The 12,977-nt window shown below is 57.4% G+C and carries 13 protein-coding genes; 6 read left to right on the forward strand and 7 right to left on the reverse strand.

What is annotated here, in order from left to right:
* Positions 1–198 precede the first annotated feature (198 nt).
* Positions 199–498 carry an AbrB/MazE/SpoVT family DNA-binding domain-containing protein gene (locus tag B9H04_RS07280; protein WP_080508775.1) on the reverse strand — a complete coding sequence of 100 codons (300 nt, stop codon included), beginning with the start codon at positions 496–498 and terminating at the stop codon, positions 199–201.
* A gap of 268 nt (positions 499–766) precedes the next feature.
* Between B9H04_RS07280 and B9H04_RS07285 the strand changes: the two genes are divergently transcribed.
* On the forward strand, positions 767–1,702 hold the full coding sequence (locus tag B9H04_RS07285; protein WP_049933543.1) for a UbiA family prenyltransferase: 936 nt from the start codon (positions 767–769) through the stop codon (positions 1,700–1,702).
* Between the two features lie 112 nt (positions 1,703–1,814).
* Positions 1,815–3,449, forward strand: a complete 1,635-nt coding sequence (locus B9H04_RS07290; protein WP_080508776.1) for a histidine kinase N-terminal 7TM domain-containing protein — start codon at positions 1,815–1,817, stop codon at positions 3,447–3,449.
* Positions 3,450–3,501: 52 nt separating this feature from the next.
* On the opposite strand, the gene B9H04_RS07295 is transcribed toward B9H04_RS07290, so the two are convergent.
* A complete protein-coding gene (locus B9H04_RS07295; RefSeq protein WP_085682572.1) occupies positions 3,502–4,821 on the reverse strand; it encodes a methyl-accepting chemotaxis protein in 1,320 nt (439 codons plus the stop codon).
* 128 nt (positions 4,822–4,949) lie between these two features.
* Between B9H04_RS07295 and B9H04_RS07300 the strand changes: the two genes are divergently transcribed.
* Positions 4,950–5,342, forward strand: coding sequence for a DoxX family membrane protein (locus B9H04_RS07300; RefSeq protein WP_080508730.1), 393 nt, complete (start codon positions 4,950–4,952; stop codon positions 5,340–5,342).
* A 509-nt stretch (positions 5,343–5,851) separates the two neighbouring features.
* Here B9H04_RS07300 and rdfA read toward each other — a convergent pair.
* The 5 genes from rdfA to B9H04_RS07325 form a co-directional block, all read right to left on the reverse strand.
* Positions 5,852–6,448: a rod-determining factor RdfA gene (gene rdfA, locus B9H04_RS18000; protein WP_139835050.1), complete on the reverse strand. Its 597-nt coding sequence runs from the start codon at positions 6,446–6,448 to the stop codon at positions 5,852–5,854.
* Positions 6,449–6,610: 162 nt separating this feature from the next.
* The gene (locus B9H04_RS19145) at positions 6,611–9,550 is read right to left on the reverse strand and encodes a plasmid replication protein RepH (RefSeq protein ID WP_248648715.1); all 2,940 of its coding nucleotides are present in this window, start codon (positions 9,548–9,550) and stop codon (positions 6,611–6,613) included.
* Positions 9,550–9,894, reverse strand: coding sequence for a hypothetical protein (locus B9H04_RS18005; RefSeq protein ID WP_139835051.1), 345 nt, complete (start codon positions 9,892–9,894; stop codon positions 9,550–9,552). Before B9H04_RS18005 ends, B9H04_RS19145 begins: the two co-directional genes overlap by 1 nt.
* Positions 9,894–10,394 carry a hypothetical protein gene (locus tag B9H04_RS07320; protein ID WP_085682578.1) on the reverse strand — a complete coding sequence of 167 codons (501 nt, stop codon included), beginning with the start codon at positions 10,392–10,394 and terminating at the stop codon, positions 9,894–9,896. Before B9H04_RS07320 ends, B9H04_RS18005 begins: the two co-directional genes overlap by 1 nt.
* A 222-nt stretch (positions 10,395–10,616) precedes the next feature.
* Complete coding sequence (locus B9H04_RS07325) at positions 10,617–10,925, reverse strand: helix-turn-helix transcriptional regulator (RefSeq protein WP_049933363.1); 309 nt, start codon at positions 10,923–10,925, stop codon at positions 10,617–10,619.
* A gap of 394 nt (positions 10,926–11,319) precedes the next feature.
* Here B9H04_RS07325 and B9H04_RS07330 point away from each other — a divergent pair, with 394 nt between their 5' ends.
* Genes B9H04_RS07330 through B9H04_RS18010 form a run of 3 tightly spaced genes read left to right on the forward strand, consistent with a single transcriptional unit; the run spans position 11,320 to position 12,827 of the window.
* Complete coding sequence (locus B9H04_RS07330) at positions 11,320–11,583, forward strand: MarR family transcriptional regulator (protein ID WP_248648714.1); 264 nt, start codon at positions 11,320–11,322, stop codon at positions 11,581–11,583.
* A gap of 7 nt (positions 11,584–11,590) precedes the next feature.
* Entirely contained in the window at positions 11,591–11,908 is a 318-nt protein-coding gene (locus B9H04_RS07335; protein ID WP_249025095.1) for a winged helix-turn-helix domain-containing protein, read from the forward strand.
* A 1-nt stretch (position 11,909) separates the two neighbouring features.
* A complete protein-coding gene (locus B9H04_RS18010) occupies positions 11,910–12,827 on the forward strand; it encodes a hypothetical protein (RefSeq protein ID WP_139835052.1) in 918 nt (305 codons plus the stop codon).
* Positions 12,828–12,977 lie beyond the last annotated feature (150 nt).

A 12,977-nucleotide genomic window follows, 5' to 3' on the forward strand; every position in this document is an offset into this window, starting at 1 on the left:
CGCGCAGTACAGGTATTGCTGGGCGGTTCGGTGGAGTGCGTCGCGTTGCTCGTCGGAAACGGCGAGTTTCACGACGGCGGTTCGACGCACGCCCATAGTTTCAGAGAGTACCCGACGGTACTTATATGGTCGGGAGTCAGTCGGTCGAGGTGTGGTGGTTGTGTCGTCCCATGTCGGTTTCCTCCCCGACCTACTCGCTCACTCCATTCGCTCCTTGAGGTCGGGGGCTCCACCTCGAAAATGCTGAACGGCATCTCTGTGTCTGTGGGCAACCGGGTCGGCCCCTTCAGAAATAGGTGTCGTCTCTCCCTGGTTCGAAGACGCTTCTTCAATGAGTTGTTCCATCTTGTCGAGAATTTCGTCGGGGCTGTCCTCTGGCTCAACAACTGCTTTCCCGTCTTTTTCGCGGATATCAACCTCTGTTCCCGGAGTAATACCAAGTCGGTCTCGCACTTCTTGCGGGAGGACGATTAGCCCTTTTGAATCCACTTTGGTCATATTCCCACTCAGAGTGGGAAGAAGTATATCGTTTTGATTATTACTATAATCCAACATCATCTCTGAATAAATAAATTGTATTACCAACTACTGGTAAGAGATGCGAACAGCAAACACATTATGTCAGAAAAACGATCATTCGCGAAACCCGAAAACGGCCTGTTAATCTGATGAGAAGTATCTATCTATCTTTATTGTCAATTAGAAGTAATTTATAGCTGGCACCCAGGGAAGCAACAGCGTGTTTTCTTGCGGTGTCCCCAACAGAATGTCAAAGAAAAAACCAGAACGGACGGGTTCCGATAGACAATCTACCGGAACCGGTAGCGGTTTTCGTCCATCGGTCAAACTGTGGCATCGCATACGAAAAGCCTGTATTTTCCTCCAACTCGATATTGTAGGCATGGGGATCGCGGGAACACTTGTCACGATGGTGATCTTGTCGCTCGAGCCATCCCTGGCACCCGTCGTCGTTGGATTGGTCGCTTACGGTGTCTACGTCGGTGACAGAATCAGCGATGTGCGATACGACCCACAAGCGACGTCCGAGCGAAGTGCGTTCATCGGGCGACACAGGCGTCTTCTTTCGATCACGTCTGCTGGAGCATACGGACTTGCAATTACTCTCTCGGCGCTTGGTGGCCCACTTGCGCTTGCGGTCACCCTCATTCCAGGCGTTACTTGGATCTTGTATGTAGCAGATCTGTCTGAACGATCGCTTGTGCCGGTCCAGCGACTGAAGACCATCTTTGTGCTTAATTCTACGCTTGTGGCACTGGCGTGGGCGACAGCAATGGTAGTCCTGCCAATTGTGTTTGCCGATGCCGCAATCACGCCACTTGCCATTGTGTTGGCGGTTTACTTTTTTGCCGATATTTTCGTCAACACTGAAATTCCGAACGTCCGCGACATCGAAGATGATGTCAAAAACAATGTCTCAACGTTCCCGACTGTCGTCGGCGTCAAGCGGACACGGCATCTATTGTACATCATCAACATGCTCTCAGTTCTCGTCGTCATTGGCGCGTTTCTTAGCGGATTCCTCCCAGCACTTTTTGCGTTGGTCCTTCTTGCTGGACGAGTGCTGGCGGTTTTCCTCAATAGTCGAATTGGGCGTAGTAACGACTACCGTCGCCTGGAGTTGCTCGGTGAGATGAACTACGTGTTCGTGGCGTGCGGACTGTTCATCGCTATCATCGGGTAATCCACGGCACTCTCTTTTTTATTGACCGTGGAAAGTTAAATTTCTTAGACATAAAGTTAGTATACATAGATGTCCTTGTAAGACTGTGTCAAATACTATCTTTCTGCTGTCTGTGTTACACATCTCCGTCGTTCTTGGCTCAGCTTCGGCTATTTTAGCGTGGAGAGAGGGGCAATCTCCGGGGGCGAGACCTCTCGTACTGTTGCTGGCCGGGCAGGTGTTCTGGTCGCTTATGCTTATTTTTCGACTCCGAGCACCTGGTGTGGAGGCAAAGCTATTCTGGATGTACCTGATGTGGATAGGCGTCGTTGCAATCCCACTCGGGTGGATGCTGTTTGCGTTATCATACACTGGTCACGATCGTTTTTTGAACTGGAGATATGTATCGGCACTTACGGTCGTCCCGGTGGTGACCGTGATTTTAGCCATTCTCGGGCCGACTCAGGGACTTCTACAGATCAGTATCGCACAAACACCAGATCTCAGCGTCGCCCAGAACGACAGCGGAGGCATCTGGTATTGGATTGTTGCCGCTTATACGTATTTACTGGGTGGCGTGGGTAGTGCCCTGTTAGTCCGGTTGGCCCTGAGCCAGATGGCTGCGTTTCGGAAACAGGCGTATACGCTGATTGGGGCGTTGATCATTCCCTGGGGTATAAACCTATGCTACCTCACAAACGTGCTTAGCACGCCTATTGACCCGACACCAGTCGCATTTTCAGTTTCTGGCGTCATCTACCTGACCGCCATTCGACGGTACAGTTTACTGCGAACGAATCCGGCACCGAACACTACCGCTCGAAGACTCGTATTTGATAGTACCCAAGAGGGGATACTTGTTCTTGATTTGAATGACAACGTGATTAACGTCAATGGTCCAGCACTAGAGATGCTTAATGTACAAAGAGACGAACTGCTCGGATCATCTGCGCCAGAGACGATTCCTAAGTACGAGGCATTTCCAGATTCTGGAGTATTTGAAGACTTCCTTACGACACAAACCCACTCAGGTAAGCGGGACTTCAAGATCAAAACTGTCGAGATTACCACACAGCGAGGGCAGGTCATTGGGAGCATGGTGACGTTACAGGACGTGACTGAGTTCTTGCGCCAAGAACAGCGTCTACAGGTTCTCAATCGCGTGCTTCGCCACAACATCAAGACAGAAACTAACCTGATACTTGGGTATAGCGAGGACCTGCCGACGGAAGCAGCCGAGCGCGTAAAACAAAGCGCACTTCAAATCGATGAGCTAGGACAGAAAGGTCGCGAGGCAATCCGGCTTTTCAGTCGCGCTCGAGAAGAATCCGACGTCAGATCGATAGAGATGATACTTAAAGAGCGGCTGAGAGAGGTTAGATCACGCTTTTCCGACGTTACATTCGAGCTTCAGTGTCCTGACCAGGATGTACCCGTCGATGTGCTTGTTAGTCCAGTGCTTTCGAACGCTATCGAAAACGCTGCTGAACACAATACCAGTGACAGTCCACATGTTGAGATTGTCGCCAGCGTAGGCGAGCAGGTACAGATCGAAATCCGCGATAACGGGCCGGGGATACCCGAGCACGAACTATCCGTACTTTCTGAAGGAACCGAATCTGTGCTTCACCATGGAAGTGGGCTCGGGCTCTGGATCATCAAGTGGGGAACCGATCTCCTCGGCGGTCGTGTCCAGTTTGGCGAAAATGAGGTGACCGGAACTGTCGTCAGCATCTCACTCCCACGGAAGGAGCCGTCAGCGAACTAGAGCGGAAACGTGGGATGAGACTGTTCGTCTGTCCGATCACGAGACGTCTACCTTAGACAGACGTATTCATGACCTCAGCGAGTTCGCGGTCAATCTGTTCGACCTGCTGGGTCAGCCCCGAGACCATCTCTGTCTGATTGTCGTTTTCGTCCGCAATCTCTGTGACTTCTTCGCTCACGAGGGTAGCCCGTTCAGAGACATCGTCGACGGCACTCGATATCCCTTCGGCCACGCTCGCCTGCTCATCTGTTGCGTCTGCGATCTCGGTGATCCCGCTTTCAGTCTGTTCGACCGCAGCAAGGATTTGTTTCTGGTTTTCGAGGAGGCGTTGGATGTCGTTTCTCGCGGACTGGATCTCGGCGTTTCCTGCTCTTACTTCGGTAGTCGCCGTAGCAGCCTTCTCTTTGATCCTTGCGACGATTTCTTCGATCTCGTCAGCTTGATCTTGTGAGCGATTGGCGAGGTTCTTCACCTCGTCGGCGACGACCGCGAAGCCGTCACTGTCGCTGCGTGCCGCTTCGATGTTGGCGTTCAACGCGAGCATGTTTGTCTGCTCGGCGATATCGTTGATCACGCCGACGAGTTCTTCGACTTGTTCGATTTCGTTTTTCAACTCAGCGACGTCGTCTGCGACCGAAGCTGACTTCTCGGCTGTGTCGTCCACTTGGTCGATAACCTCCCCCGCGGTGTCGACGGACTCTTCGGCGAGGGTTCTCGATTCCGCGCTTTGGTTGCTGACTTCCTCGGCACTGGACGCAATCTCTTCGATAGTGGCGCTGAATCCGGAGATCTCGCCTTGGGTACTCTCGAGCTCGGCTGCCTGCTCGTCGACGAGCTGGCTGATTTCATTCGAGCGATTCGCAACTTCGGTTGTCGACTCGCTCAGCTGTTCCATGGACGTCTCGACATTGTCCGAGAGTTCTTCCTGGAGGTCGGCGAGCGTCTCCCGCTGTTCGACGACGGTGGTGACGTCGAAGAGCAACTCGACAGCCCCAACGACCTTGCCAGTGGGTGTCTGTACCGGGGTTCCAATCGCGCGCGCATGTGCTTTCGTGCCGTCCGGTCGTTCTGCGGATCGGAACTGGTCTTCACGGATGGGGGTTCCAGTACGGAGGACTTCTTCGGCAAGGGTCTCATCTTCGCCTTCAGTGCCGAAGACATCGTATGCGTTCATGCCGACGGCTTTGCTTGCGGGAAGGCCGAGGAGGTCGGCTGTTGCGGTGTTCCACTGGGTGATGTCACCATCGGCGTCGACGACGAATGCTGCTTCAGGAAGGTCCTCGATGAACTGCTCGAACGACTGTCGCCAGAAGTCCCTGCCAGATTCGGCGCTACTCTCTTGTAGCTGGTCGTTGTCTGTGGCTGCGGCCATATCGGGAGGCGTCTATCGGGGTTGATATGGGTTTTGACTGTATTACTATATTTGATAGAGATGTGTAACAAATCCGCCTCATACGATGATCATGAGTCTTATATCACCGGCTATTTTACCAGCTGGTAATGTCTGAAACAGACACCGACAGCACAGAAAAACCAGCTCTTCTTGGCCGAGTACTGTTTGGATCTGGCCTTGTAGCGCTTGCCGTACGGAATCTCACGAATCTTGATGGACGGGTTGCATACGCCGATGCAAAAGGGGTGCCTGAGGCAGAGACACTTGTGCCGGCAGGTAGTGGTCTTCTTCTCGGCGGTGGTCTCGGAATTAGCGTGTGGAAGGCTCCAAAACTCTCTGCGAGCGCTGTAGCTGTGTTTTTGATAGGTGTGACGCCACTCATGCACGACTTCTGGGCAGTCGACGAGGAGGAGCGCGGTGGGGAACTTACATCGTTCCTTCAAAACATTACACTCCTTGGCGCAGCACTCGCTTTCTTCGGTCGTGCCAGAGAAGAATGAACTACCCCACTTCACCTGAAGATAGGCGCTAAGGCCCTTTCCTCAGCGAGCGACCGAAGGGAGCGAGCAGGGAGGGGATACAGCGCCGTCATCACCTTGACACCCTCCCCGCGCTGAATTCGGCACGTCTCCGAGAGACCACCACTCAGTAACCGACCCCATCCTACTTCGCTCGCACTGACAAGCTCGCTCGTTGAGGGTGGAGCTTTGATGTGGTCCTCGCCGTCAGTTGACGCGACGGGGCGTTTTGTGCGCCCCGCCCACCGAACGCCCTTCGGGGTCGGTGAACCCACTATTTGGGGCCGGGCTACTGCGGCCAGTACTGCGCGGGACTTGTGCCAGCACAGCACTAGTTGCCAGTACGGTGGGATGTAAATTAACACTTGCTCAGTAGTATGTCGGTTTCCTCTCCGGCCTACTCGCTCCCTCCGGTCGCTCCTTGAGGTCGGAGGCTCCACCTCGAAGTATGCTGAGTATTTCAATAGAATGACAAAAAAGAATGAGCGAAATTAACGCGACCGACTACAGGTAGGACAGCCGCCGTTTCGCAGATACACCGACATCTCGGTGTTGGTCCCGCATGTTTCACAAATACATTCCGTCGTAACCTCTATTTGAGGCTCTGCTCCGTGTACTTGGCTGTGGGATACAGACCGTGAGATAATCCCAGCAGCAATCGTCTCTGTCTTTGTCTCGATCTGTCCTAAACTCGCAACTCGCGAGTGAATATCATCGACCTCACGCTCATACTCGGTATCACGATACTCTGTCAGATACGTATATATCGATTGATATGAAACCATGTCTCCGCCGACTTCGTCGGTGTCTACTCCCCTACTATCGAGATCATATCCTGTCAGCGATTTATCCTTATTTTTGATGATCGCGGCACACTCCTCAACAAGTGATCTATCCCAGATGATACCCGCTTCGCGGAGTGCTGCATCGAGTACACGGATGTTGAAGAATTCCGCGAGTTCACGACAAGAGCGTCGGGTACTCTCGGGCTTTGTCCACTCCGCAACCATTTCGTCGCCAATGCCGTCGAGGTCGTACTTGTCGATTACTCGAATAATCTTCGGTCGTGTACTTGTAGCGTTACGCATCGTTAGTGGACACGGTGAGACACAGGCGCTGATTCCGCTGTTCGACGCTGGGTGTGAGTTTGGAACGGCCCCCTTCACAGAGGGTAACATGGATTTGTACCTCCTCTTTGGTGAGCGAGCGCTCGCAGATGGCGTCGGTTGGACGATCGCTTGCTGAGTGTCTCATTGGGACACACCCCGTGGTAAGAGGAGACGTCGGTGGTTGAGAAGCGATACGGCCGGTGCGTAGTATTGTGGTGTCATGCGTGGTTCATCGGTGATGGTTTTGAGCGTTGCGGCTGGTCGGTGGCTGTGATGAGTTGGTGCGTCGGTGATTGCGGTACAGTCCTCCCGGTGCGGTCCCCACTGGTTCACCGGAAGGGCGGTGTCAAGGGAGGTGACAGTCGGGGCGTGTTGATCCCACGTGGGGATTCGATGTGGGTGTCGCCAGCCGACTCGGAGTGGAACCCACAGGGTGGGGGCGAGAGCGATTGAATGTGTTCGTGAGCGATGCGTCAACAGCGGGAGCCAGGAATGGGGGTGACCGAGGCACGGCGACGGCTGTAGTGATGGGTGACTGGGCTCGTCGGTGGTGACCCAGCGTCGGTGGCCATCTATCTGGACGGCCTGTACTCGGTCAAGCGCTTGGACAGTGCCAATCCGGCGATCATAGCTACTGGCCGCAATGTCGGCCCGCTCGAGTAACGCTGAGCGGCCGAGCGGCTCGTCGGCTCGAAGCAGGGCCGCATACAGCGCCGTCGCCGTTGGCACGAGATCGGGACGGAACCGCGCGACAGAGAGCGTCGCCGCCGCGCGTTCAACCGCAGCCACGGTCGGGGAGTGAGACTCGTTCAGCGCGCGCAGGAGGCTCACCACGACATCGTACGGGCACGCACGCCGCGTGGTGTCCGACAGGCCAAACGAGCGGAGACAGCGCCGCACGAGCCGCTGTCGCTCGTGGGGTGTCCACTGGGCGTCGTGGGTCATCGCGATCTCGTCGATCACCCGCCGGATGGCGGGGTAGGTCGTCCCGTCGACGACCGGGATCGAGAGCGTGGGGGCAGGTTCGGTGCCATCTGCGATCGCCTCTCGCACCGCGGTGAGCTCTGTGGTGAGTGCCTCTTGGATCGCATCGCGGAGGTCGGTGATCGTCGGGCCCGCAAGCACCCACGACATCGTCAGATCCATCGTCGCGTCAGGCTCGACGTCGTAGGGAAGCCGCCGCCGCAGTTTGGGCGGGCGCTCTTCGAACAACATGCGGTAGCCCGAGTGAACTCCGTAGACGGATTGTTTGGGCACCGTCTTCGCGAGGAACGTACAGAGCTGCCGGCGTTGCGTCGAGTTTCTGGTGAGCGCCTCGGTGTCCGGGAGTCTGATTGTGGTCGTCAAATCAACGCCGATCGCGTGATAGAGGTGAGTGGCCGAGGCGACTAACCCGTGGAGGTCTTCGAAGAGTTCGCTTCGGGCGGCACCGTTGGTACTGCTCGTGTGTTTGGCGACACGAGCGAGGAGCGTATCGCGAACAGTCGTGATGCGCTCACGCCACGCCGCATACGTGTGCTCGTCCTCGCTGTACCAGCCAACCTGGTGACCACGACACAGCACTCGTGGGGCGTCTTGTTCGAGATCACCACGGTGGATTGCCTCGAATGCGCGGCCGAACCGCGACGGCGTCAGGACCTTCGAGAGCGCCTTATCGCTGAGTAAGACAGCCGCGAGACGTCCCAGGGTGGCTAAGGGCCCACCCCACTGGAGGACGACCTGCGCCTCGCCGGAAGTGTGGCTCAGATACCCAACCCGGCCGTCATCGAACGGGGTTGGAGTGTCATCGACGAGCGTGACGCTATCGTCCTCGGCGGGGGTTGTGAACCGGTCGTGTAGGTGGGTTTCATCGACAGTGTCGGGTCCCCTGAGCCACTGGACAAACTCTCCGTCGGCGTCGGGGTCACCCGTCGCCGCCAGCCACTCCTCGAGTGAGGGTGAGGTGTCACCTGTGGAGTCCTCCCGGCGGGGCGACACTGTACTTGTGACATCGTGAGTGGTCGCAGTAAGATCGTCAGTCAGTCGGCGTTGTTCGGGATGGACGAGGTCGCCGGCAGCGTCGAGATACCCAGCCACGGCCGTCTGACCGCGTTCAGAGAGTGTGACGCTGTGGTGAGTGCCTCGACGGTCGACGTCGACGAGCCCACGCGTCTCGAGATCAAGGACGTACCGGCTGACCGTCCCTGCTTCAATGTCGATCGCATGATCGTGTTCGAGATCCTGGTAGGTTCGCCCAGTGGTAGCGTCGAGATTGGTGAGGAGGCGTCGTTTCCCCGGTGTGTGTTCGAGCCCATCGAGCGCTTGCCAGGCGGGGTGGCGCTCGTCGGTGGTCGGCTCGTGGGACTGAACGCGGTGGCGATAAGGGTGGGACCGATCCCGACTCTGCGTAAGATCGAGGTGGATTTCACACCATTGGGGGTACCGTCTGGTGAGGTGCCGCTGGAGCGCTGGGGAGACGACAACGCGGACGTCGAACCCGGCTGCGAGCACGGCGATGGCCGCGAGTGCGCGGACGCCAGTTCGACGGTCGGTGAGGTCGGTCCAGGCTGGGCCATCGAGCGCGAGGGTGATCGCTCGGGGAGTCGCGTCGAACTCGCGGTGGAGCGCGACTGGTCCCTTTGCGAGTGCGCCAAGCCCGGCGTTGACCGCGCCGCGGCCGGTGCCGACTGTATGAACTGTGTCGCGTAATTCGTCGTGGCGTTGCGTGTGATATGACGACTCGGTGTCGCCGTCGACGAGCGCCAACTCGGTAGTTGCCTGCGTGTACACGACGGCCTCAGCGGTCGCATCGTCCCACGTGTTCTCGAGGGAGTTCCACTCCGGAAGGGTGGTATCGAGGAGTGCCGAACTCGCCCGCCACGGGTCGCTGTGGGGTGTCTGGGTTCGGACTGTTTCTGTGGTCGCCTCACGAAGCTGGTCGAGGAGTTCGGGTATCCACTCGGTCAGCCGCGGCGAAACGCTTCCACAGTGGCTGCCGGCGGCGTCATACTGAGTGGTTGTGCCCACAAGATGGACGCCACGCTCGTGGCCTTGGCCGGCGGGCTGTGCGTGCCCGCGGCGGGCCTGCTCGTCTGCTGGCATCACTTGGATGGCTCCCAGCAGTTGACCATCGCGACGAGCCGCCGGAGCAGCTCTCGGATGTACTGGCGGACTGTTCGCGAGACAGGATCGACACTACGGGCAATCCGGACTGCGGCCGCGATGTCTGGATGGTGTGTCTCGTCGATAGTCCGCGTCGCTCGGAACAGCGACGCCGTCACGCCGGCCGCGTCACCGGCGGTACTCGCGGTGAGCGCCCGCCGAAGGTGGGCGATCGTCGCGAGGGTGATGTCCAGGTCCGTTGTTGATGGTCGGGTGGACGGACGCGTTCGGTGGTGCTTGGGCCGTCGTTGTTGCGCGGCCTCGGTGCGGGATGGTGACCGCATTAGTCATCCCCCTCCGTCGTTGGTGGGGAACCAACCGTCACCTGCGCCCGGGCCTCACGCCGTCGCTGCCGGTGGGTCGCTGTCGGCGTGACCTCCTCAGCGAGTGGCGTCTCGGGTGGGAGCCAGCGGATCGTCGTCGTCGCTGGCGCGCTCACGCCGAGTGAGACCGGCTCGACGAGAATCGGCCATGTGGATTGGGTCGCGGCGTCTGAGGCGAGTCCGATACGTCCGGCGACCCGCAGTTCGTGGACGCCGAGCGTGAACACCTCCTGCTGGCGGTGTTCGCGGTGCGCGCACACGCAGTGGCCAACTTCGTGGGTTCGCTTCTCGGCCGGCTTGGAGACGTACGCGACGATCTCATCGCCCTCGGTGAACGAGCGCCCGCAGTGTTGACACGCCCCCGACGTGGATGCAAGCGACAGCTGATCGAGGATTGCGATGGTGTCGTCCGTGAGAGGACTTGGTGGTGCGTCGGCGGGCTGCTGATTGTCCCGACTCATGGCCCCCGATTCACGCTCGCGATCGATTGGCCACAGTACCACCCACACCGCGGGCAGACCCACCCGTTGACGAATCGGTTGACGAGTCGGTCGCACTGGCGGCACCGCCAGAGCTTCTTCATCATACGCGGCCCTCAACCGCTTGTTGAACGGTGATGTCACCGAGTTCGCCGGTGAGGGTCTCGCGAGCGTCGAAGCGGATATACGGTGGGCGGGTGCGAATCACGTGGCATCACCCTCCGCCTGCCACGCGCGGCGCGCTTCGAGGGCGCGGCGGGCCGCCTCGGTGAGGCTGTACTCGTTGGTGCGCCGATCGCGTGCCCGCTTGGCAACGAGGTCACACTCGACGAGCGTGTCGAGGTTCTGGTAGAGGCGGCTGTGGTTGATCTCGTCGCTGTAGTAGGCAGCGAGGTCCGCCTTCAGGGCCGTCCCCTTGCGGGCGTTCTCGTGGGAGAGCGCCCAGAGAAGATCGCGCTGGAAGGCGGTGAGGTCGGCGAGCGCGTCGCGGTCCGGGGCGCACTCTGCGCTCATGAACCGTCCTCCGCACAGGCGTAGCAGACGGGTACGCCGCGCTCAGCGTCGAAGCCGTCAGCCGGCGCTGGGCAGCACGCGCAGCCGCCGCGGGTTTCGCTCGATTCTCCGGTCGTCGCGCAGGGCTTAAGCCCCGCAGTTGCCATCGTCAGCATGGTTCTGTGTCACGACACAGAACCCGACCCGGCCGGGTGCGCCAACACCGCGGCCGGGATCCTACATTTCATCGCGAGCCGAGGGTTTGTCACTCGGGCTCCGTGGTTCACGTTAAGAAACGTCGTATCTTAAAGTTAACGGCGTTTCTATTCAGCCCTGATATGTCCGAACGTTGCTTTTGGGTGGAACAAAGTTTCCTCAAAGAAACCTTGTGTCTATGAGGAAGAGTGCTGACTGGATGACTATCTGGGATGACCGAATTCTTGAGATCATCCGTGATGAAGGTCCTACGTCTCCTACACCCCTTTCTGATCACCAGTATATCCATATCGGTAAATCGGGAGTTTCCAAGCGTCTGAACCGGATGAAGGACCACGGGCTGGTTACGGAGCTTGGCAACGGAGTATACTCGATCACCGCCGAGGGCGAACGCTACCTTGATGGGAAACTCAATGCTGAACAGCTCAACGACCAGTCCTCGAACGGTGACGAAAGCGCATAGGTGTAACATGAAAAAATCCGCGAACTGGATGGTCAGCGAGGACGATCGCATCCTTGAGTATCTCGACCGTAAGGGGGCGTCGTCGTGGTGGGAAGTCGCTCACGACCTCCATCTCCAGCAGCGGCTCGTTCGCACCTGGCTCCGCGTCCTCGTGAAGGCTGGCTGGATCACCTCACACGATCGCGGCGATCTCGACGATCACTGGTCGATCACGACGTGGGGCGCGGGGTATCTCGACGGCCACGTGAACGCCGATCTTGTTCGGCCGCTGCCGGCGCTTCGACCGAGCTACGCTACGCGGCCCGAGGAGTGGGCGGGGTTCTGATATGCCGGATGAAATCACTGGAACACACTCGTACCGGGATTTCATCGATCCGAGCGCCCCAATGTACCTCTCTGATCTAGACATCCTCGAAGCCCTCCAAGACAAAACCCACGTCACTCCACACCGGCTGGCACAGGATCGCTTTCGGGAGAACGTACTTCGTCTACAACTCCGTGATCTCGAACGTATCGGTGCTGTCACTCAAATAGGGCTGGAAACCTATCAGGAGAACTCCTATGGCTCAAGACTTCTCCGAGATCCGCCTGAGAAACACATAGAGAACGATATTCTTGATGTTGAGGGGATATCTCCGGACGCATTCCAAGCAGACGACTGGCGGCTTCGTGACTTCGGCTCCGTCAACGCTCAGGTAATCAAACAGCTCAACAAAGAGTTCTACGAGGAACCAGGCTCTACCTACGGAGAGGTACGAGAAAACGAACCGGGGCTGACAAAACAGCGGATTTCTAATGTCATAGACTCAGATATCCGCCGCTTGATCCGGGAGTTTCCCACCACCGCACCGCTTCCCGAAGCATGCGCTCACTGGATTCGAGCAATTGTCGGGCTCCACCTTTTTCCCGACGCAAACCACCGAACTGCGACAAACTCGCTTGAATATCTTGTTGAACAGTTTGACGGTCCGAGTGATCGAATTATCACCCCGTCTATTCCTCGTTTTGTTCTTCATTCAAAATATACTCGAACGTTCCAATCTGACGTTCGATACAACACGTTGTGGGCAAAAGATGAACTGTTCAGCGTCTGGCACCGATACTTTACTCACACACTCTGTCCGGGATTAGAAGAGCGCCGACCACACGATCCGCCTACAGAAACATTAGATCAAGTACTGGAAACAGCACGAGAGGTATTAAACGGAATTGAAAAAGACGCGTCGAACGATAGCGGTAGCTGATTTAATCCTCCGCAGTAGCGTGTCCCGAACCGACTTTCCCCATTTCGGCGTAAATCTCCTTGTTTTCTTTACGGAGCTCACGCATACGCTCCAAGGGGTCTTCTTCCATGCTGCTACATACGAAGTGGACTCGTGATAATGCTTGTGGTA

The organism is Halorubrum ezzemoulense DSM 17463 (genome assembly GCF_002114285.1).
GTDB lineage: Archaea > Halobacteriota > Halobacteria > Halobacteriales > Haloferacaceae > Halorubrum > Halorubrum ezzemoulense.